Consider the following 20,288-nt stretch of genomic DNA (forward strand, 5'->3'; position numbering starts at 1 on the left):
GCCGTCAGGAAAATATCGGTCACCTTCTACCCAATGGTAAATTCGAGTTCCGATTGTTCATCAATGGCGCGCAGGGTTTCATACAATCCTGCGGCCACGCCTCTACCTTCCACGATCTCATCCGCCAGTTCATCCAGAACGCCGGCAAACGCTTCATCGGTCGCGAGACCGAAAACATTCATGCGCTCGCTTTTTCTGCGTTCGATCTCGCTGTTTGCTGTTCCCGAGGGAAATACGGTGGCGAGCATCCGCAGGGCTCGAGCAAAGTGGATCCGTTTGTAAAGGCGCGAACGGAGCGCCGTGTCGCCAGGCGTCGTCGAGAAAGACCAGAGTTCGATTGGCCCCAGGACGTTCACCAGAAGCTGTTCATACTTTGCTTCTCCGGCCGACATGTCCACGAAGAATGGCGCACCATTCTTTCCCGGTCCCGGCAGTGCGTTGCGGATCACATAGGCGCTGGCATCGGACAGCTTAAAGCGTCGGATAAGGCTGTCTGCCGTCTCCTGATCACCGCATTTGAGGACCCATCGGGCGGTTGATATCTTGTAAAGGTCCTCGCTGAAATCGGTATGGTTCTGTGAAATGAAGGCGAGTTGGACGTTGTGCTTGCGCCCCTCGCGGCCGTCGCGGACAGCCTGCTTGTCTACCTGGGGCGCTGGTTCGGTACGGTGCCACTCATCGAAGTCGACACGCTTCGTCGTTTCATACATCTCAGTGAAGCGGGCGAGATGATAGTCCCGCATGGACGGGGGCATATGCGGGTCGTCGGCATAATCGGGATGGAGAAAGAAATTCCGGGCCAGGATATGGCGGCCAAGCATATACATGAGCGCTGTCTGGCGGTTGGCCGCGGGAGAGCCGGATGGTGCCACCTCGGCAAGATCGAGAACGATCACGCGCGCGTCCCCCATATCCAGCCTTGTCGGGGACGCCAGCATGGGAAAATTCTTGATCACGTTCATGATGTAGCGATCAAACGTGTCGATCAGGCTTTCTCCAGTTTCCAGGGTGATCTTGGAATAGCGTTTTTCGATTTCCGGGCTGCGGGCCGCAATCAGCAGATCCTGCAGGACCGGTACTGCATGGCGCTGGGCAAAACCTGCAAGGCGGTATTCCCTGAGATTGACAAGGGCATCGACGACATCCCGCCACCATGTCGGATCGTCCTCTCCCGCATGGTGGGGCAGGCTGATGCCCAGCGATGTTATTGCGGCATCGACGTCGGGCTCGATCCCCGGAGTGTAGATTTTGGGCGTGCCCCCCTGCACCCCGGTACAGAGGCGGTAGGCTTCATCAATCACGTCCTCTACCAGATGGTCCATGCCCTCCCACGGCCTGCCATCCAGCGGCGTAGCAAGGAGCGAGATGAAATTCTGCAGGAAAACGCGCTCGAGTGGCAGAGGATATTCCAGTCCGACCTGGGTATCGAAGACATTGACCTCGAAGCCCGGGATTGCCTGCATCTTGACGTAAACCGCCTCGTGCTGGCGTTCGGGGCCAAGCGCGTTGCGCAGCATCTCGATCAGTCCGCGCGAGGACGGCCCGATATCGAGCTTGCCGATATAGGGGAGCTTCGTGCCGTGGCTGCTGATCGCGGCGCTGCTGAGGATCAAGCCCAGCAGAATGGTATTGGCCAGAACGGATTTTCCGCCGCCAGGCGGGGCGATGATAATGTCTACGACGGATGGGCGTAGCCCGCCCCCGGTCGGATCATAGGGCCAGATTGAACCATCGGGTTTGCGGAAGAGAATGGATCCCCTCTGCCACGGTGACGCACTGCGTGCCCACGGCATCATGGAGAACGCGTCACCGACAAGAGCGAGCGATGAGGTCGCAGTCGAACCGAGCGCCAGGGCAGGGACAGAACCCATGGCCGCCTCCAGCGGATCGCCAGAGATCCGCGTTGTCTTGCTGTTGCCCCACGCATCAATTGCCTGGGAGAGGTCCGACGCCTGCCGTCGCAGCTTCGCCTCTGCTCCAACCGGAGCCCAGGTTGTGGCGGTCATGCGCATCCGCACGGAATTATGGTTGTTTTTCTGGCGCTCCAGCTTGAGTGCGGCAAACGCCCGTCGAATGTCGCTATTTCCGGGAAACATCGCCAGAAACCCGGCTCCGGCTTCCTTGAAGCCGAAGGCGGCGCGGCCACCACCCTCCAGGATCATGGCGCTGCGCCACGGCAGTCTCTTGCGGCCAAGCACGCTGGAGAGTTCGGAAAACGGGCGCGGATCCTCTGGGCCAATCGTCATGTCGACCGGGGCGTATGTATAATCCCCCACGGTCACGAGCTGTCCGCCTTTCGTTTCGGCGTCGGCATTGAAGATCTGGTCCCGGATCGCTGGCCAGAGCAGGCCCTGCGGATGTGGCTGCGGGTCATCCAGATCGTCCGGAAGCCGTGGCATTACCCGGTCACCCAACAAGGTCGGTTTCCAGGCGGAGCCCGCCGTTTCACGATAGGTCGCTTCGCGCGCGACCTGCAATGCCTGATGTGGACCGAGGAATTCGCAGGAAATGTCGAACCCCTGCAAGGCGGCCTGGACGCGTGAAATGAACGATTCATGGCGGGCCGCCATGATATCGGAGCGCAGGGCAAAACGTTGGGTATTGCCCACGCGAGGAAATTGGGAGGCAAGGGTCCGGCGCTCCTCTGCCACCTGTTTGCGGTCCTCACGTGTCAGCACGCTGGGCCGGGTCCACAGGACATAGCAAGTGGTCTCCCAGCGCATGACGTTTGGCCAGCGTCGGCGCCTCTCTTCGATGACGTCCGAAAGGTCCGCTCCGATCTGTCTGGCTATGGACCGGCAACCATTGAGACTCAGGCGGTCAATCTCGATACCTGAGCGCTCGGGATCGGAAATATACCATCCCACAATGGCATGGCCACGTTCTTCAAGGAGACCCTGCAATTCTATACGCTGCTGCTCGGCGAGCGCTTCCACTTCCTGCCGCGTGCACATGCGACGCAGGCCATTGATGCGCAGTACGGAGACATATTCACCGCGTTTGGTGATGAGATGGTCCCCGTGCGTACTTTCCACATCGCAGAATGAGGCAAGGGGCTGGCGCAGCCCGAGGCTGATGCCGGCCAGCAGACTGGAAAGAATACCGCCCATTGATATGATCCTGTCACGTCATGACCGGTTGGGGATCGGCATCAAGCCATCCCCTGACAAGCGCCGGGTAGATGTCGGTGGGGCCGTTATGGAGACGGCCCAGGGGGAAGAGCCGGATGCCGTCCATCAGGGCGGTCGCGCTTTCATTGATCTGCGGGTCAGCCCGGTTCGCCATCAGCAGGGCAGTCGCCAGCAGTCGGGGAAAGGTTGTCTCCAGCCGCCGCCGGGCTTCGGTCGTTCGCGCGTGCAGAGCGCGGAGCACAGCGAGAGCGCTTTTGCATTGCGCAGGCATCATCGCGGTGTCCGACCCTGACGCGATCGCGTCCATTGCACGATGCCAGACGACATCCTGTCCGTTTGGCCCATTGCCGAGCGTCTGCATGAGGGCTTGATGCGCGCAGCGGGTCAAGGTCATGATGCGGGCCTGCGGCAGTTTCGGCCACCATATCAGGACGGCTTCGCGTTCAATGGCCGGACGGGTCGGATCCTGCAGGATGTTGCATAAGGCGCAGACAGGCCCGGGTCCGTCACCATGCCATGGAAACCTGCGACCAGGCGTTATCAGGCCGCAGCACGCACATGTGAAAAGGCCCGGCTCACCCATCTCCCCGGCGTCTGGCGCTGACGGATCCCATGGGCGCGGCAGCAGCCGGAAAGACTGTGTGAGACGGGCCATTGCGATCGGGTTCCTAGCCGCCGCTCGTGAATTGATAGGCCTGAGCCTGCGTACCAACGGTTGCCGAGCCACCGGACGCGGTGTTGGCAGCCTTGTTGATCCACTGCGGACCCGTTGCGAAAAGACCGCACAGCACGATGCCGGCGATTGCCATACCGACCTTTCCGGGCGAACGGTTCTGTTCGTTGCGGCTCTGCCAGGCCGCCCATACGCCGCCGATGAAGCAGATGAAGGCAGCGACATACATGCATGCAGCAGCGACAAAGCCGCCCGCTGTCAGTCCCTCCTGGGCGGTGGCCTGCATCTGGGCCCCGATACCGTTTGCGCTGCCGGTTGCGGATTGGGCCAGCGCATGGCTGGCAATGAGGATCGGGACGGCCAATGTGCCAAGTGCCGTGACGGCACGCTGTCTGTATCCGGCCCGTTGTGTCACCAGACGCGTCAGTCGCGCCGCGCTGGTGGTGCCTGTGCGAGAGAGGTTCATGGTCGAGGGCTCCGTTGAAAGAGGGATCATGTCCCCCAAATCATTGTTCTGTCGGCAACATGCGACTTCGAACGCTTTCTTTGCGGACAGGACCTAGCCGGACGTTGTCCAGTGGCTCAGGATCCAGGTTGCTTCCTTGACGGGATTGAGGAGGATCACGCCGAAAACGAACTGGATGAGGCAACTGAGTTTTGAGCGGTTTGTTTTTCCGGTCGCTGACGCGTTCCACGCAACGACCGCCATGAACGCCGCCCAGGCGCCGAACATTTCGAAGAACAGGGCGAAATTACTGACGATTGACAGGATGGCATCCTCTGGGCCTGTCCCGGAAATGACGCTTCCGGTCGCGGCATCCGTATAGCCGGTGACAGAGGCTCCCAGCGCAACCTGTGTATCGAGACCGGCAGAGGTGGTGGATTTTGTGAGTATCCTGTCAAAAGTGGCGAAGACGCCGGAGAGGACAATCCCGATCCAGGGCACCCAGGGACGGCCGACGAACGGGTTCTGGGGCTGGCGCTGCTGCCATAATCCCCATGTCCCGGTCAGGAAGGCAATCCATGCCGCAATATAGCAGGCCATTGGCAGCAGCCAGGCCATGGCGAGAGCGAGATCGTTGACGAGGTTGACCAGACCTTGCACGTCGATGTGTCCTTGCCTTACTGGATGATGCCGCGTTCAGCCTGGATCACCCACATCGTGCCGCGTTGAGAGATGGCGCGCACACGACCATATCCGCGGAGATCGGTGCCGATTTCGATTTCGGACTGTGGCGGTTGCCCGGCTGGCGCCGCATCGTCCTGCACCATGGCAAGCTGGGGAGATGCAGCAAGTATCCGGTAGTGCGGCGTCCATGTTGGGGGCGAAGCAGGAGGCGTCTGGTGCATTTTCGCTGTCCGGGACGCTGGAGATTGCGGCGGCGTTGGTGCTGGCTGTGGCTCGGCCGCCGCGGCTTCCAGAGTTGCCCGTGCCTTGTCGGCCGCGGCGCGTGTGGCGGCCGGTCCATTTGACGGGGGCGCTTCGGCGTCGGCCACGGCTCGTTTGGCTTCGAGGAGCGACATCCGGCGGTTGAGATCCGAAGCCTTTGCCGTATCTGCGATACGCAGCCGGTCAAGATCCTGCCGGAGTGCTGCGATGTCGCTGCGGGTCCGCTGCACCAGTGCTGCTTCTTCCGTTACAAGCTGCAGCACCTGCAACTGGTCGTCCGATGTCATGGGAGCCGCTTGCAGGCGGGTTGCTTTCTGGACCGCATCGTCCGTCGTAACAGCCTTTTCGATGCCAGTGTCGTGTTTCTGCGCGGGTGTTGTCTCGGCCGACGGAGTTTCCGGTAGTAGGCCGGCGGGATGGGGCGGCTTTTTTATCGCAAGAAGTGCCTTGAGATCCTCATTTGTAGCCGAGACCTGAGGTGCCGGGGATGATGGCGATGATGTAGGTGAGTGCCTCGACGCGGGAGACGCTTTGGGGCCTGATGGTAGCGGGGCGGAAATCATTCCGACTTCCTGGCCCACGGGAGACGCCTGCCTCTTTGCTATGCCCATCACGAGGAAGAGGGAGAGCAGACTGCCGACGGCAGTACCCGCTATCATGACCTGCCTGCGACGCGGAAGCGCCCTGAAAAGGGCTATTGCATGTGGAACGGGTCGGTTTTTGTCAGGTGCTGCTGTCACAGGTTGCGGGTGAGGAGAGAGAGGCTCGGCAATTGTGTCCGGTTCAGGCGAAGGGTCAGGCTCGGGCGTCGTGCCCAGCTTGCGAAACGGAACAGGTTCAATGCCGCGATCCGCGCTGAACGGATCCCGGGACGTCGTTGCGGTTGCGGCTGAGGTCATGGTGAATGCTGCCTTCTGGTAGAGAGTGCAGAATTCGCCGATATCATGCGACCGGTGCCCGAAAACTTACTTCTTCATGACGACGTCCGACATGAAGATCACGCCAACACTGACCTGAGCGGCAAGATTTACGCGCGGCTGGGTCGGCATCTGCTGCATGAGCGCGCTGTTGACCTGCGAGGCCGCTGCACCGGCCGCCACGCCCAGTTGTTGCGGGAAATTCAGTGACTGGACGTAGTTGACGTTGCCGAGGGCTCCGATCGAACCGGTCGTGTTCGACGTCATCTCGATCGCCTGCCCGAGCCCTTGGACAAAGGCGGCTGCGGCGGGAAGAACAAAGCGCTCAACGTATAGCTGGTCAACGCTTGAGGCCACCGCAGCTTCCATGGTGTCCGGCGCAACCACCATACCTTCGACCTGGATCGGGGTCGGATCATTCTTATGGAAGACCTGATCAACGCGGACAACCAGCCTGTTCAGATGTCCCCCGGCCCTTCTGACGGATGCTTTCATCCTGTCGCCAGCGAGTGGACCTGAATCAGCTTCCAGGATGATTTCTCCCCCGAGATCGCTGTTGGTTGCTGAAACCGTATGGGCGTAAATCCCCCGCCCGGCAGGAACAAGGACGCGGGAGAGGGCCGTCTGGGAATTTGCAGTTGCCGCTGAAGTCATGGAAGGAGGGACCGCTGGGTTTTTTTGCTGTTCCCTTCCGGTTTCCGTCTTTTCATACAGGACATTTGTGACAGGAAAGCGTCCATCAAGACGGCCTGCAAGATCCATGATCGCATGTCTGTATACGGCGATTGCGTCCTTCTGGAGCTGCGGGTCACGTGGCATGGCAGCACGGAAGGCTGCATCCGTCTGCACTGGTACGACGGGAACGCTTGGCACGACCTCAGGTGCGTGTGGGGCTGGCGCTGCGGCGGCCTTGGCCATCGCCGGGTTGACGTCCACCCCGACCTCCTGGGCGACCGGGGGCGGGGGAGGCTTGTCGTCGGGATGGGTGGGCGTGCCCGGCGCAATATCAGGTGAATACGACTGTCCCGCAGTCTGTGCCCGGTCTGCCTCGTCGCGGATCTGATCTTCGCGGAGTTCCTGCTGGCGTGGATTGGAATTCAGGCCGCCGGGCAGGGGGTTGGCAGCGGGCGGCCTGCCGGGGTCCGAGCGTGGAAGCTCCTTACGGTGGATGGTGGAGATGAGCAGCGTGACGCCAAGAACGGTGCCGATACTCCCAAGGATTGCGAGCAGACGCCGGTTTCCGCCCCGCGACGCATCACTGAGCAGCTGGTTGAACCTGGGTTTCATCACTGTGCGTCCCTGATATGGGCCGAGACCGTCCGTCCCGCATCGGAGAGAAGGACAACGGGGGACTCATGGAAGGCATAGAGCGTGTATCCCCCTTCACCCTGCTCCATGCTGTCCGAGGAGGGCGTCATGAGATGAAGGCGCGTGCGAAGATAGACCTCGTTTCCAATCCGCCAGGCGTGCACGTCATCGGGTGAAATACCCTCGACGGCCAGCGGAACGGCTGACGCTGGTGGAATGCCGCTTAGCATGGCGTTCATGTAAGGCTCGCCTGTCGCGGGTACTCCGGGGCGGCTGTCGACCGGCTCCCGGGCATTGGGGCCTCCCTCGGACATGCGAACGGTCAGGTTGTCATCATAGGATCCACGTCCCGCGATCAACAGGAAGGAGACCGGCTTTGGCGCGTTCTGAAGCGTTACGAGCAGTCCACCTCTGGGCTGGAGCGACATCGGTTCGATATTGATGGTATTGGAGCCCTTGAACGGGACGCAGGTATAGAAACCTGTTGTCTCAACCGCAGGATTCCCGGCCGACGCGCCGCTTTTGCCGGAAGCACAGTTCGTGCTGCCGTCCGGGTTGGCGGAATTGCCAGACGTATTCCATGCGATCGGCCAGGGTTGTCCCGTGCTGTCCACGAAGGACAATGCGGTCGGATAGCCTTTTGTCGTAAAGATCAGGCTTGTCTGCTGACCAGGCGCAAAGGAGACACGGATCGCCGGGCGCGCATTAGGGGTCGCGAATTCTGTGCCGACCTGCTCCGTGGCACGACGCACGTCCTTCAGGCGTTCCCCCAGCCGAAGGATTTCTTCGGGGGTGAAAGGAATGGCCTCATGCTCGGCCTCACCTTCGGCTGCTGTATCAGGATCGTCTGCGGGTGTCGTTGCCGCCGGCCCGGGCTGTGATGGCTGCTGCGCGAGTGCCGCAAGTGGCAGGACGGACAGGGTCAGCGGAAAGAGAGAAAGAATTCGCACGGTTGTCACTCCCTCCCCGACGAGACGACAAGCTGTTCGATGGCCAGTCCATCCGGGTGATCCAGGTCCTCCACGCGATCAATCGTCACGGTTGCCATCAGCATTTGCGTATTCTGCTGGTTCACGTTTTCGCAGGTCTGGATGAAAGGAAACTGTATTACGTAGCGCGCGTGTCCCTGCACGACTGTCTCGGCGCGTACGGTCGCGGCCCGTGTCGGCTGCGCATAACAGAGCAGTTTTGCATCCCTGAGTTTCGCCAGATTCCCCTGCGTAATGAAAGACTTTGCAAAGGTGTTCCATCCGTTGAGCGTGTAGTGAGCGCCCGCGGTGTTCATCTGGGTTGGAAAATCACGATAGTTGATGTTGTAGGGTGCGATCGCCCATTTGACGGCCCAGCCGAGAAGCTGGTCCTGGCCAAGTACCGGACTGGTGAGGGCCACGGCCGGTCGGGGAGCATTCTGGCCGTCAACGTAGAAATAGAGGGGTGTGGGCGGGTGTGCACGGACATAGGCGTCGTGCGCCGCGAATACGATGACCACGCCCGCCAGTGCGATGTTGAGCAGCAGTGATCTGTCTACAACAATCCCCTGAAAGTCGGGGTCGGTAAGGCGCCTGGTTACTGCGGAATTAAACAGCCGCATGGCGCGCCTCCCTTACGGGGGCATGAAAAAAGATGGTCATCACTCTACTCTCATTTCCCGACGGTGATGAGAGCAGGCTGGAAGTCTATCTTGCGACCGGCACGTTTTTTCTTTGACGGTTCCCGCTACTACTCAGGCGGCAATGCCATGCGTGGCGGCAATGCTGCGGCGGTATCGTCTGCTGACCCGGTCACCACCCTTGCGGGTGGTCCAGAAAAAGCATCCGCTCTTGCAGAGGCATTCCCGCCGGATGTAGTGGTGTTCGCCGATATAATATTCGGCCCTCGCGTGAATGAACCAGGGCACTTTGGCGCCGCGTCGTGGCGGAAGCTGTTCCCAGCAGCTTTGGGATTTCAGCGCGCTTTCCGAAATAAGGAAGTCCCGCGCAATTTCACGCGGGTTCTGAAATGCAAAATGGCGGTATGCGATTTCAATGTTGGCGGCCTCGTGCCACCGTACCTTGTCTCCTCCCGTATGTCCTGTGAGGGTCAGCTTGTTGAGGCTGTTCCTGACAAGCCATGTCCGTCCCCGCCGGGCTTCATGAGGAAGCAGGGAGGCCTGTTCCCATGTCAGGACAGCTTCGGGATCTGCGGGAATGGCGCTCCGCTTTTCGGCAAGTATGGTCTCCGCCTGTATTTTTGAGAGCCTGATGCGCGGTGGCAGGCCAAGCTGCTTTCTTTTTGCACGCACGCTCCCGGCCGAGCGGCCAAGCATCTCGGCTATGTCGGCGGTTTTATCACCACAGAGCCAGCGTTGGCCAAGGATGAGCAACTGGGTCCTTGTCCATGCTCCCCTGCGTGCAGGCGCTTCATAAAAAACATTCTGGGGTCGGTCGGCCCATTGCGCGACTGACTCCTTTACCTCCTGCACTGTCAGGGTAAGCATTGTCGCTACAAGGACCTCGTCGCACAGCCTGGCATAGAGGGCGCGCGTCATTTCTGGCGTGGGATAGGTCTGAAGCCATGTAAACAGACCGTGTTTTATAACCTGGCCGAACGATGCTGACTTCATGGCGGTATGCCCTCGTCATCGCGTTTTCGGGATAGGCTGCGTGTTTTGGGAATAATATCTCTTAAGCGTTATATAACCGTCAAGAAATAAATAGCGCAGAACGCGCTAATATGACTCCGGACGCGGTTTCCGGTCCGCGTTGGTGATCAGCCGGGGCACATCACCTGGAATGGACAGTCCAAGGCATAGTGCCTGCCATAAGAAAGGAGACCCCTTTCCTGGCAGCCTCCATACCTTCATGCACCCGGTCAGTGGTTTGCGATATCGTCGAGGTGACCAATAATGGACTCGAGATCAGCGAGGGCTTCGAGTTGTGATTGCGCGGACATTGCCCACGCGGTCATGTCCAGGGAACGCAAAAGGTCTGCGTCGTCATGTATTCCCGGGATCAGGTAATAAACGGAGACAGACAGTCCTTCGGCAATGCGATAAACCGTTTCAAGGCTTGGATTTCTGAGTCCTGCTTCGATCAGGCTCAGGCTGGTCAGGGAAACGTGTGATTTATGGGCGATCTGGCTCGCTGTTGCCCCCTGAAGCGTCCTGAAGATCTGAATCCTGCGCCCAAATATCTCGAGGAGGTCCTGCCGTTCCCCCGAGGTGAAGGCGACACTGTGTGAATAATGATCGATCGGCAATCTGGCCGGTATTTCCGGCAGGTTAAACGTCTTTGAAATATTGCCAATAATGTCGCGTAATTTCTGGATTGCCAGATTGTAGTCCGAACACTGCTTCATGGTTTTTTTCAGCTGCGTGGCGGATGCCGCCAGATCCAGATGGGCAAACCATGTACCTTCTGGTGCACCTTGCGGAAGAATATCGCGCGGATCTATTTCAAATACCCGTAGCAGCGCCGATAATGTTTCCAGGGAAACCGGACGACCTGCTTCGATGCTCCGTATGACCGATACATTCAACCGTGCCAGTTTGGCGAGGTGCACCTGCGTCCAGTCAAGCGCCGTCCGCCTGTCATAAATGATTTCCCCGATGTCTTTATATAATTGGCCGGATGCAAATAAAGCCTCGGCTTGCATCTTGCCATTGTCATGGGACATTTTCGTTTACTCTCACGGCAGGCATTTTCCTCAGCAAAAGAAACTTCCAACATCCAGAAGATATCGACTGGCCGCGTCCTGACAGCGGATCAGCCGTGACGGAACGTCATGATAGTCGAGTTGGAGCCCGTAAAAAAGGTGTCTGAGGTCGCAAAGGCCGCTGCTCTGGTCAGGAGAGCTTGATGGAGACACTCATATGCCTGTTATGCCTGCCGTGGTTATGGCGCTGGCCTCTGGCCCCATATCTGCCACATCTGCCGCGTTTCATCTGGTCCAGACAACCTCTCCGGACACTCCGCCCCGGCCGGCATTGACGTTGCCCTCAACGGGGACGACCGGCGGGGAGACCTTACCCTCACCGGGAGATGCTGGTCAGGAAGGGCCGGGCGTATTGCCGGGTACTGGTACGGATCCTCGAACATCCGGCAATGTTCCAGCCCGTCGATATTTCCATATCGCCAGTGGATACGGAAAGCAGGTTCCACTTGGCTTCGCCGTACGCCAGATCGTTCCGCATGGGGTGCGCGTCGTGTTCGCGGCGGACGTGGACACCAGCGTTCCTGTTGACTGGCAGGGCGGCCGGGAATGGAACAAGGTTCTGGCGACCACGGTAGCCCAGGCGGGCGACGTCATTGATGTCGGCCATAATAAGGTCGCGGTCCGACATCGAATTCGCTGACCGGTCGCATGATGGCCCGACACCTTCGTCGTAACCACCCGAGGAAGGTTCCATGAACAAGCCCTCATCCGTCCGGAAATCCGGACCTCCTTCCCCGATGCCCAATGTCGCCCTTGCGCTGGATGCGCTCGGCGAGATCTGGCGCATCAGGGGCGGAAAGGACGTCATTGCGATGTTGGACAATGATATGACAGCGAGGACGGCCTGGTACGCCATCCTCGCTGGTGTTGCGCCGCATGAATGGCCTGATCTGGTCAGCTCCCTTGACGCGCTGATCCCCTATCTGCGCGGCCGCAGGGACCTGTTGTCGCCGGACAGCCCTTTTGGACGTGGCGTGATCTCGGAAAGCAGGCGCCAGGCGCTTCATCGCCTTCTTGCTCCGCAAAGGATTGCCCTGCTGGAGGCTGTGACGCGTCCGGCTACACGTCAGGAGGCCGCATGATCCGTCTGCGCTTCCGTGTCCTGTTGTCAGTGGCTGCCGCTCTTGTATCGATACAGGGGCATGCGCAGACCACGTCATCAGGCGCCTCTGGTGCCACGACATCTACGGGAAGCGTCGGCTGCGCCGCCCTGACCCAGGCGGCGGCAACAGCCGTAAACGAACGCGTCCAGGCCAACGACGCCTATGAAAAGCAGCCGGATAGCGTCAACGGCCTGTCCTGCCTGAGCAATTTTTTCAACGGCACCGGACTGAATCTCATCACGAACGGCCTTGACCCCGCAGCCCTCCTGCAGGCCGTCGAGGGCCAGATAGGCGGCCAGGTCTGTCAGGCCGTACAGGCGGCATGGGGGAACGCCATGGGGTCGACCCAATGTGGACTCAGTCTGTCGGGCGTTAATCTGGGGCTCGGTTTTGGCTCGAGTAGCGGACTCATGTGCCCGAGCCTGAGTTTCGGTGGTGGTGGTCCGCCAATTGCGACTGCCATTGCGGGGACGTCGAGCGGTACGACTGACCTGTATATCAACGGATCTCCCCAGCTTCCGACCGGATACAGCCTGAGCAATCTCGTGGACGGAGTATTCTGATGCGCAGGCTGCAGATGGTTGCCATTGGTGCCGCTTCGTGCGTCTGCGTGCTGGCAGTCACGCCGCGTCCGGCATACGCGCTTTTCAGTGATGCCGCTGTCGTTGCAGCGATCAAGCTTCTCCAGGCGTTCACGGGCAACGCCCTCAATACGATGACGAAAAACCTGACGGACAGCATCGATTCAAATCTCAGTAGTCTTACAAACCCGAATTCCGTTGCGTCTCTCCTGACGAAGGGTTTCACGCAGGTTGCCAATTACGCGAAAGCCCAGGTTGGTGCCCAGTCGCAACTCATGGATGCCCAGGACGCGGCGATGGCCGGATTTCTACGGCGTCAGCAGGAAACCGGAATCCGGGACGAGCATATGATGAATCCGGAATTCTGCGCGGGCCTTGATGCCCAGCAGTCCACCGTGGCCGCGTCCAAGGCGGCTCGATCCGCGGTGTATGCCATTGCGACCGTGAGCGATCCCCGTGGTGAGGCAGGTCAGGGGACTCCCTCCTATTACGGCAAGTCACAGGGCACGGATGCGAACATGTCCCTGCACCTCAAGCGCTACTGTTCATCCGACGACGTGGCGCAGGGGCTCTGCTCTTCCGTGTCCCGGCTGCCGAACGCCGACCAGCGTGCCGCCAGCCTGTTCGGCGCCGATACCCTGTCCGCGGATGGCGCAGTGGATGCAGCCAATGATTATGCGACCACGCTCATCCAGCCGGTAGCGCCGGCGGCCCTGCGTGGCGAGCAGCTGTCCAGCCTTCGGGGACGTGAAGCCGCAACCCGGCGCCGGTCGTACAACAGTCGTATGTCTCTTGCCCGCTGGGTCACGGGCTACGTCACATCTCTTGGTGTTCCGTCTGTCGCGCTCACGCGGGACCAGAAGGCTGAAATGACGGCCGAGGGGCTCACGCCGCTCGACAAGGCGTCGTGGCTGCAGGCTATGGCGCTGGAAGTCAATCGCAGGGTCTCCAGCGTAAGCTGGAACGCCTCGCTCCAGGCAATGCCTCCCGCGTCGGTCATGCGCGAGGTTGCCACCGAGATGGCGCAGTCCAATTACCTTGCGCTGCAGAACTACCGTCTCGGGCTCTACCTCGCGACCATGGGAGCTGCCCGGGTCGCGCAGGAAGAAGAGGTCGCCTTCAGGGACGGCCTGACACCGATGCCTTCCCCCACGATCAATCCCTAGAGGTTTGCCATGTCTGAGGCCCAGCAGAAAACCGGCGATATCGAGGATGTGCTGAAAACCCTTGATCGCGTGCAGTCCGAATACAGGAAGCAGGCACCCGGGCAGGCCGCCGCATATGATCGGCTGCGGCAGGAATCCCGCGAGCCTGACGTCCATAATGATCCCGGCTTCCGTACGCGCGTCGCATACGCCGTGCAGGATGTAGAGCGCCTTTTGGGACCGACGCTTGAAAAGGAGCATCCTCTCCGCACCGAGATGACAGAGCGCGCGGCGCATTACCCAGGTCTGAACGAACCTGTGGTCGCTGCGATGATGCGTGAAACGCATCGCCTTCAGCAGCCAGAAGTAAACGCGATCCGGACACTTGCCAGCGAACTGGTTGAAGGACGTCAGGATCCGGACCACCCGGACATCGCGCACACCATCGAGAACCTGAGGGCGACCGTCTTTCCCGAACCAGGGCATCAGCCAGCGCCAGGGCATGACCATGCTGCCGGGTCTGCGCACGATGAGAAAGGTCAGCCGGACAAAACCCGTGGAATGGCGTCGCCGGGGGAGGGCGCTCCGCCTGGACCGGAGCAGTCGGCCAGCAGTCAACCCGGACAGACCCATACGACGGATCCTCAGAAGGACTTTCGAGAGAAACAGACAGGTCCCGCAAAAGACGCGCCGGAAAGCCGATCGACGATGGATGGCAACGGCACAAAGGAAAAGGCGGCAGCGAACACACGGGAAACGAACGGGGCGGCCAGGGATCAGGAGGACGTCAAGGTTATTCGCGGTGGCGGCTTTGCCCGCCTAGCAGAAGCGATTGCCTCGCGCATTGATAGCCAGCCTGCGAGCCCGGCATCATCGTGGATGGAAAAGGCCGCCGATTTCAGCACCCGGCTGCACAACGCGCGTGACGAAAAGAGCCTGGAGGCGACCGAACGTCTGGGAAAGCAGGCGGTGGAGGCCCTGCGTGACCTCAGGGAGCGGCCAGCTTCCTCCATCATGGCGGCGATTTCAGATGCAGGAAAGGGCGACCCTGACGGTGTTGCCGGTGTGTTGTCGGAGATGAAGGCCGGTGGCCGGTATGCGGATCTGCATAGCCAGTTTGTGACGGAGAAACAGAATAACCAGGCATTTGCGGCGCAACTGGAGAATGTCACCAGCAAGCTCGAAGCCTACGGAAAGGGAAGGGACGCCGCCGAGGCAACAGGCCAGCGCATGGGAATGCCCGGCAGTGTGACGCAGCGCTTCACCCAGATCGATGCCGAGATCGGCAGGACTGCTGCCGAAGTGCCCGGAAAAAAAGAGGGGGCCAGTGCGCTGGAAGACATGAGCGAGAAGGTCCGCGAGATGATGCACAAGGCTGTGACTGCAGTCACGGATTTCATGACGCGGATGAAGCCCGGTCCCACCGCCAGTCCTGCGCCGTGACTTCGCCGCTGGAGGACAAACCATGACGCCCTTTCGTCGCCCTGTATTCGCCATCCTGCCGCTTCTGTTTCTGTCGGCTCTTACCGTGTCCGCGGCAGCGCAGACGGTTGTCGCGACCGGTTCGGGAGATGCAGCCAGCAGCACGGGCTATAACGTGACATGGGACCTGCTTGATCCGGGCAGTGACTGGGCGGCGCAGGTCATCCGGTCTGTATTCCCGGTTTTCGGCCAGGATACGGGCGCGCCCAGCATCGGCAACGAGGCGACCGTCATAGGAACCATGATCGGGTGGTTCTCCGGGTTTGTCATGGCATTTGCGATGGCGGTCGTAAGCTATATCTACTTCATGAACATCCACCGGGGTGCAGAAACAGCGCAACTCCTTGGTAACAACCAGACCAGCATGTCGATCGTGCGGATCGGGATTGCGGCCATCCTGATGTGGCCGCTGCCGACAACCGGCTTCAATGCAGCGCAGGCCGTTGTCGTGCAGGGCTCGCTCTGGGGCATCGGTATGGCGAAGGTCGTTTACGACAAGGCGAAGCAGGCGATCGGACCAGACGGCAAGGTCATTGCACAGCCCCTTATCCCCGGCACAAAGGGGATTGTGACCGGCCTTGTAAAAAATGAGTTCTGCCGGGCCATTATTAACATTGCTGCGAATAACACGAGCCTGATTGCAGCCCCGACCGGGCAGACCGTCCTGTCCGTGACCGGCGGAAAGATGGGGATCATCAACTATTCTTACAATATGGCAGCCGGCGCAGGAGACGGGACACCAGTTTGCGGGGCCGTAAGTCTGCAGGCGCCCAATACTGACGCAGTGAATCTGGCCGGTTTCCAGGTCGACCAGGCGGGTATGCAAAAGCAGGTCCTTGATTCCGTGATCCTTGGCGACATTCGCAGCCAGGTTGAACAGGTGGCGCAGAAGTACTGGCAGACCAAAACGACAACGTCCTTGGCCCCACTCATGACCATCATCGTCAATGCCACCAACGATTATGCGTCGCGTCTCACGACGCAGGCGGCACAACTGCGTTCGAAGCTTCAGGACACGGTCAATAATCAGACGCTCGCGCTTCACCAATGGGGAATTTCGACGAACGGAGATGCGGTCAACACCAGCAGCCAGATGGATACTCTCGGGTGGACTGGCGCAGGAGCCTACTATCTCGAATTCGCGCGCCTCAATGGCCAGACCCTGTCTCTCATGACCGCAACGCCAACCATCACCACGCCATCCTATTCCGGTCTCGGAAACTATCTTGCCTCGGACATTGCGCCCCTGGTGCAGTCTGCGGACACCTTTATGGAGAACATTGACAGCATGGTTGCAACGCAGGATGGCGTGACCGCGCCAGGCGGGAATGCTGACCTGTACACAGGAGCGATACCGGGCGGAGACGGTGCGGGTGTGCTCGACCAGCTGTTCCGCGCCCTGCACCTGAATGATTACGCCCTGCAGATCGTGACCGGATTTATCGAGCCGTCCGGTACGAACGGCTACTGGACGGATCCGTTTGGCAATCTCATGTCACTTGGCAACTGGATGATCACGACCGCCCTTCTCACCATGGGCACTGCGTCGGTTCTTTCTTCTACGGCCGGCACCGTCGGTATTGGCGTGCTGTCGCTTCTGAGCGGAAATCCTGAAGGTGCCGTTGCGGCAGGGGCCGGGCACGCACTGATGCACTTTTTTGGCGCGCCGATTATCGGCGGCTGTTTCGCCATGCTTATGCCAGGCCTCACCATCGCCTATGTCATCCCGATGATCCCGTTTGTCATGTGGATGTTTGCCGTGGCTGGATGGTTCATCATGGTCTGTGAGTCCGTGATTGCAGCGCCTCTGTGGATGCTCGCGCATATGACCATGAACGGGGAGGGGCTGCACGGTCATGCAAAACAGGGTTATGCCCTTCTGTTCAATGTCATCTTCCGGCCGGTGCTGATGCTGTTCGGACTTTTCCTTGGATATTTTATATTTGATTCAGTGTCGTGGCTGATCCACATGTGTTTCGGCATTGCGGCCGGACTGGTGCTGTCAAACGGCTGGATTGTGAGCAACTTCCTCGGCATGATTGTTCTGGTCAGCCTGTTTGTCATGATTCATGTCACTTTGGCGTTCATTTCATTCAGGATGATCTCGATCCTACCCCAGCGGGTTCCCGCCATGATCGGATTTGGTGACGTGGACCGGGTCGACATCGACCAGTTCAGCCGGGACGCCGCCGTTGTCGGTATGGCGGGCACGTTGCTCTCGATTCAGCAGTCGCTCGGTGGGAGCGATCGAACTGCGACCCAGCCTATGGATGATAAAAATAGTAAGCAAATATATACGGGTGCAAATAAAGCTGTAGATACGACAATGAAAAAGATCCTATAGTGCGTTACACTTGGAGGGCATGAAATGTTTGGTGGCAACGGGTTGAGTGGGCCGGCAGGCTTCATACTCGGACGCATGTCGTGTCAGTATAGCGAGAGCTTGCAACGCAATATCCGACAGGCCCTTCATGGTGCTGCTCCGCCGCATTTTAACGAACTCGAAGAGCAGGTTCGGTTAATCAGTCGCTTGACCGAGGCACTTAATCTGGCAAATGCTCACTCCGATAAACTCGAAAGCCAGTTGGAAGACTGGAAAGACTACGCTCATGGCCTGGAATCCCAGATCAGAGAACTGAAAGACCATTTTTGTCGGACGAGTGCTCATGCTGAGCAGCTTGCCAACGATCTCAAAATATCAAGGGAACAGGAAAAAGACCGGGCGCAAGAACTTGAGGCAATCCGTGTCAATTACCGCCGACTCAGCGATGACCATGTCACACTGACAACCAAGGCCGAGAACATGGAACGACGGATTTGGGGCTATCTTTCCATGGAAAATGAATGGAGAAAGCGGCAGTCCTAGTCGCAAGATACTTGGTCAGGATGGTCTCCTCTAAGCGGGAGACCATTCGTGAAACATCTCATTCTACCTCTTGTCCTCTCCCCCTGGCTTGCGGCATGCAGCGCTGGCAACGTGTCGTCTGCTGCCCATGTGCATGGCCCAAAGGCTCCGCCGACCAGGCATGCGCGTTATGATCCGCACGCTGCCTACGGATCGACACGTGTAATCTGGACACCCCCTACGTGCGATCGCGCCGGTACGATCGTCCGGCCTGATGATCCACGGGTGATGCAGGGGCGCGAGGATTATGAACACGCCTCTTGGGCAACAGGCGCTCAGGGCGGCGACAAGAACGCGCCTCCCGGGACGTTCTGAGTGCTCCGCCGATCCTATCTATTCACCAGCGCAATGCAGATGGACTTGCGCTTACGGCTTGCGGGGAATGAGGCTGTCGGCGGTCGCGACAAATTGGCGGGCGGAACACAGGCGGCGTTCGCGGATCTGCCAGTTGAGCCACGCGTTCTGAAACGCCACGAGTGCCAGAAATGTCCAGAAGGGTGCGAACTCCAGCGCAGCAAGGAGTTGGGTGCCCTTCCAGTGGGAAAGGAGCATCTCTCCGGCCCAGCCAAGAATCAGACCTACAGCGAGCATACTGGCAGCAAGCGCCCGCCTGTATGTCTCATGCTGTCTCCGATCGAGTAAGATCGCCACAACGCGGGGTTCGACGCCATATTCGGCAGCGATCGCGGCGATATCAATAGGGGTACCGTCTGGCGCCCGCGGGCCCTGCATACTGGCTTTAGGCTTCAGTAATGCCTTCCCGAGGGCTTCAATCAGCGCGGCGTTCCTCGTCACATCGGACCAGGCGACCAATGTACGTGGGTCGCCAATCATCAGGCGGGCCACTTTGCGCGTTTTTGCAAAAAAACGCCGCGGGCCGGTCTGGTCCTGTCGTGTCTTCATTGCGAGACCGAGGTGAGAAACGTGATGACATCCGTGGGAACGCCGTCGAGCCGGCCGATCCTGCCATTGCGGTGCATCCAGACGAAGGTTGGGGTCCCTGTGAGCCCTATCTGCCGTGCAATCCCGGTATTGCGGGCAAGCTTCTCCCCACTATCCGGTTCAGGTACAGTCAATCTCGGGTTTAGACGACCGTTGACCCACGCTTGTGCCATCTCGTTTGCCGGAAGCGACAGCATGGCTCTCGCATTGACGGTACTGGCGCCATTATCCTCGTAATCAAGCAATGACAGCGGGACTATTTTCAGGCGAACTTTCCCCGCATCGATTGCGGGCTGAAGGATATGCATTGCCTTCATCGAGTAGATACATTGCGGGTCTATGAACATGATGACTTCCGGGGCTGAAGGTGTCCCTATAAGGCCTCCCGAGAGACCCAGAAGCCCGGACTGTTCGTTAGTGTCGGATGAAGGGCCAGAGATACTGATTTCTGGGACGGCTCCGGGAATGTCCCTGATCTGGTCTTTCGTGATGTCCTGTCCAGTGGCGCCCCACATGCGGGCCGCGACTGCTGCCTTGCCATCCGGGGTCGCATAGACGACCTGAAAACGGTTATCCGCCCGAACAAACATTCCCCTGATGCCTTCGACCGGCGTGAGATCGTGGGCGCGCGATCCGGCCAGGGAACGTAGGGTGTCGTATGGTACCGGAACCAGCGTGCCGCTAAGCACGATTGCATGGCTTTCCGGAGCGAAAAAGACGAGGAGTTCGTTCCGGGTATGGGCGATGCCAGCTTCGAAGCCGTGGAGATCGGGCAGTTTTTCGATGTTGGCCCCTGCTATCCCAAGGTGGGCGACTGCATCAGTCCTACCTTTATTATCATGTTCCAGGGGCGGCCCTATGGTGTTGCTCCTGGACACAATCGGAGTGGACACAGAGCATTGCTGTCCTCGCGCTGGCGCGTGTATGAGCAGGAGAAATGGCAACACGTAGAAACTGCGCATGGCGGACTCCGGACAATACTTATGTCCTGTACGCCCTGATCATGCGACTGCGATTA

The 20,288-nt window shown here is 59.5% G+C and carries 19 protein-coding genes; 6 read left to right on the forward strand and 13 right to left on the reverse strand.

From position 1 onward, the window contains the following. Nucleotides 1–26: 26 nt before the first annotated feature. From CFR76_RS10570 to CFR76_RS10620, 11 genes are all read right to left on the reverse strand, one after another. Entirely contained in the window at nucleotides 27–3,110 is a 3,084-nt protein-coding gene (locus CFR76_RS10570) for a secretion protein (protein ID WP_025440153.1), read from the reverse strand. A gap of 13 nt (nucleotides 3,111–3,123) precedes the next feature. Next, on the reverse strand, nucleotides 3,124–3,525 hold the full coding sequence (locus tag CFR76_RS18420; protein WP_232272540.1) for a hypothetical protein: 402 nt from the start codon (nucleotides 3,523–3,525) through the stop codon (nucleotides 3,124–3,126). A gap of 274 nt (nucleotides 3,526–3,799) precedes the next feature. Continuing rightward, nucleotides 3,800–4,270 (reverse strand): hypothetical protein, encoded by a 471-nt coding sequence (locus CFR76_RS10580; protein ID WP_025440154.1) that lies wholly within the window; start codon nucleotides 4,268–4,270, stop codon nucleotides 3,800–3,802. 93 nt (nucleotides 4,271–4,363) lie between these two features. Then, the gene (locus CFR76_RS10585; protein WP_025440155.1) at nucleotides 4,364–4,909 is read right to left on the reverse strand and encodes a hypothetical protein; all 546 of its coding nucleotides are present in this window, start codon (nucleotides 4,907–4,909) and stop codon (nucleotides 4,364–4,366) included. A 17-nt stretch (nucleotides 4,910–4,926) separates the two neighbouring features. Then, nucleotides 4,927–5,481: a hypothetical protein gene (locus CFR76_RS18425; protein WP_244191882.1), complete on the reverse strand. Its 555-nt coding sequence runs from the start codon at nucleotides 5,479–5,481 to the stop codon at nucleotides 4,927–4,929. A 678-nt stretch (nucleotides 5,482–6,159) separates the two neighbouring features. After that, entirely contained in the window at nucleotides 6,160–7,398 is a 1,239-nt protein-coding gene (locus CFR76_RS10595) for a DotG/IcmE/VirB10 family protein (RefSeq protein WP_025440157.1), read from the reverse strand. Continuing rightward, the gene (locus CFR76_RS10600) at nucleotides 7,398–8,378 is read right to left on the reverse strand and encodes a DotH/IcmK family type IV secretion protein (RefSeq protein WP_025440158.1); all 981 of its coding nucleotides are present in this window, start codon (nucleotides 8,376–8,378) and stop codon (nucleotides 7,398–7,400) included. Before CFR76_RS10600 ends, CFR76_RS10595 begins: the two co-directional genes overlap by 1 nt. Then, a complete protein-coding gene (locus CFR76_RS10605; protein ID WP_025440159.1) occupies nucleotides 8,375–9,010 on the reverse strand; it encodes a DotI/IcmL/TraM family protein in 636 nt (211 codons plus the stop codon). The genes CFR76_RS10600 and CFR76_RS10605 overlap by 4 nt, the downstream gene beginning before the upstream one ends. 132 nt (nucleotides 9,011–9,142) lie before the next feature. Next, complete coding sequence (locus CFR76_RS10610) at nucleotides 9,143–10,021, reverse strand: hypothetical protein (protein WP_025440160.1); 879 nt, start codon at nucleotides 10,019–10,021, stop codon at nucleotides 9,143–9,145. Between the two features lie 248 nt (nucleotides 10,022–10,269). Beyond that, a complete protein-coding gene (locus tag CFR76_RS10615) occupies nucleotides 10,270–11,073 on the reverse strand; it encodes a helix-turn-helix domain-containing protein (protein WP_025440161.1) in 804 nt (267 codons plus the stop codon). A 355-nt stretch (nucleotides 11,074–11,428) separates the two neighbouring features. Beyond that, the gene (locus CFR76_RS10620) at nucleotides 11,429–11,806 is read right to left on the reverse strand and encodes a hypothetical protein (RefSeq protein WP_041250539.1); all 378 of its coding nucleotides are present in this window, start codon (nucleotides 11,804–11,806) and stop codon (nucleotides 11,429–11,431) included. Here CFR76_RS10620 and CFR76_RS10625 point away from each other — a divergent pair. The 6 genes from CFR76_RS10625 to CFR76_RS10650 are packed head-to-tail and all read left to right on the forward strand — an operon-like array spanning nucleotide 11,805 to nucleotide 18,289. Beyond that, nucleotides 11,805–12,194: a hypothetical protein gene (locus tag CFR76_RS10625; protein WP_239020025.1), complete on the forward strand. Its 390-nt coding sequence runs from the start codon at nucleotides 11,805–11,807 to the stop codon at nucleotides 12,192–12,194. The genes CFR76_RS10620 and CFR76_RS10625 overlap by 2 nt on opposite strands. After that, entirely contained in the window at nucleotides 12,191–12,778 is a 588-nt protein-coding gene (locus tag CFR76_RS10630; RefSeq protein ID WP_025440163.1) for a hypothetical protein, read from the forward strand. The genes CFR76_RS10625 and CFR76_RS10630 overlap by 4 nt, the downstream gene beginning before the upstream one ends. Continuing rightward, nucleotides 12,778–13,962: a hypothetical protein gene (locus tag CFR76_RS10635; protein ID WP_025440164.1), complete on the forward strand. Its 1,185-nt coding sequence runs from the start codon at nucleotides 12,778–12,780 to the stop codon at nucleotides 13,960–13,962. Before CFR76_RS10630 ends, CFR76_RS10635 begins: the two co-directional genes overlap by 1 nt. A 9-nt stretch (nucleotides 13,963–13,971) precedes the next feature. Next, nucleotides 13,972–15,384 (forward strand): hypothetical protein, encoded by a 1,413-nt coding sequence (locus CFR76_RS10640; RefSeq protein ID WP_025440165.1) that lies wholly within the window; start codon nucleotides 13,972–13,974, stop codon nucleotides 15,382–15,384. Nucleotides 15,385–15,406: 22 nt separating this feature from the next. After that, the gene (locus CFR76_RS10645) at nucleotides 15,407–17,767 is read left to right on the forward strand and encodes a DotA/TraY family protein (protein ID WP_019086204.1); all 2,361 of its coding nucleotides are present in this window, start codon (nucleotides 15,407–15,409) and stop codon (nucleotides 17,765–17,767) included. A gap of 24 nt (nucleotides 17,768–17,791) precedes the next feature. Next, nucleotides 17,792–18,289 carry a hypothetical protein gene (locus CFR76_RS10650; RefSeq protein WP_019086203.1) on the forward strand — a complete coding sequence of 166 codons (498 nt, stop codon included), beginning with the start codon at nucleotides 17,792–17,794 and terminating at the stop codon, nucleotides 18,287–18,289. A 405-nt stretch (nucleotides 18,290–18,694) separates the two neighbouring features. On the opposite strand, the gene CFR76_RS10660 is transcribed toward CFR76_RS10650, so the two are convergent. Next, the gene (locus tag CFR76_RS10660; RefSeq protein WP_025440166.1) at nucleotides 18,695–19,231 is read right to left on the reverse strand and encodes a hypothetical protein; all 537 of its coding nucleotides are present in this window, start codon (nucleotides 19,229–19,231) and stop codon (nucleotides 18,695–18,697) included. Further along, the gene (locus CFR76_RS10665) at nucleotides 19,228–20,232 is read right to left on the reverse strand and encodes a thiol:disulfide interchange protein (protein WP_025440167.1); all 1,005 of its coding nucleotides are present in this window, start codon (nucleotides 20,230–20,232) and stop codon (nucleotides 19,228–19,230) included. The genes CFR76_RS10660 and CFR76_RS10665 overlap by 4 nt, the downstream gene beginning before the upstream one ends. Between the last annotated feature and the right edge of the window lie 56 nt (nucleotides 20,233–20,288).

This window comes from Komagataeibacter swingsii (assembly GCF_003207895.1).
GTDB lineage: Bacteria > Pseudomonadota > Alphaproteobacteria > Acetobacterales > Acetobacteraceae > Komagataeibacter > Komagataeibacter swingsii.

Coding starts and splice junctions, on each gene's coding strand:
- CFR76_RS10620 (WP_041250539.1), bottom strand. CDS start 11,806: ATGGAACCTTCCTCGGGTGGTTACGACGAAGGTGTCGGGCCATCATGC.
- CFR76_RS10665 (WP_025440167.1), bottom strand. CDS start 20,232: ATGCGCAGTTTCTACGTGTTGCCATTTCTCCTGCTCATACACGCGCCA.
- CFR76_RS10625 (WP_239020025.1), top strand. CDS start 11,805: ATGAACAAGCCCTCATCCGTCCGGAAATCCGGACCTCCTTCCCCGATG.
- CFR76_RS10570 (WP_025440153.1), bottom strand. CDS start 3,110: ATGGGCGGTATTCTTTCCAGTCTGCTGGCCGGCATCAGCCTCGGGCTG.
- CFR76_RS10640 (WP_025440165.1), top strand. CDS start 13,972: ATGTCTGAGGCCCAGCAGAAAACCGGCGATATCGAGGATGTGCTGAAA.
- CFR76_RS10645 (WP_019086204.1), top strand. CDS start 15,407: ATGACGCCCTTTCGTCGCCCTGTATTCGCCATCCTGCCGCTTCTGTTT.
- CFR76_RS10650 (WP_019086203.1), top strand. CDS start 17,792: ATGTTTGGTGGCAACGGGTTGAGTGGGCCGGCAGGCTTCATACTCGGA.
- CFR76_RS10615 (WP_025440161.1), bottom strand. CDS start 11,073: ATGTCCCATGACAATGGCAAGATGCAAGCCGAGGCTTTATTTGCATCC.
- CFR76_RS10605 (WP_025440159.1), bottom strand. CDS start 9,010: ATGCGGCTGTTTAATTCCGCAGTAACCAGGCGCCTTACCGACCCCGAC.
- CFR76_RS10610 (WP_025440160.1), bottom strand. CDS start 10,021: ATGAAGTCAGCATCGTTCGGCCAGGTTATAAAACACGGTCTGTTTACA.
- CFR76_RS10595 (WP_025440157.1), bottom strand. CDS start 7,398: ATGAAACCCAGGTTCAACCAGCTGCTCAGTGATGCGTCGCGGGGCGGA.
- CFR76_RS10580 (WP_025440154.1), bottom strand. CDS start 4,270: ATGAACCTCTCTCGCACAGGCACCACCAGCGCGGCGCGACTGACGCGT.
- CFR76_RS10660 (WP_025440166.1), bottom strand. CDS start 19,231: ATGAAGACACGACAGGACCAGACCGGCCCGCGGCGTTTTTTTGCAAAA.
- CFR76_RS10635 (WP_025440164.1), top strand. CDS start 12,778: ATGCGCAGGCTGCAGATGGTTGCCATTGGTGCCGCTTCGTGCGTCTGC.
- CFR76_RS18425 (WP_244191882.1), bottom strand. CDS start 5,481: ATGACATCGGACGACCAGTTGCAGGTGCTGCAGCTTGTAACGGAAGAA.
- CFR76_RS18420 (WP_232272540.1), bottom strand. CDS start 3,525: ATGACCTTGACCCGCTGCGCGCATCAAGCCCTCATGCAGACGCTCGGC.
- CFR76_RS10630 (WP_025440163.1), top strand. CDS start 12,191: ATGATCCGTCTGCGCTTCCGTGTCCTGTTGTCAGTGGCTGCCGCTCTT.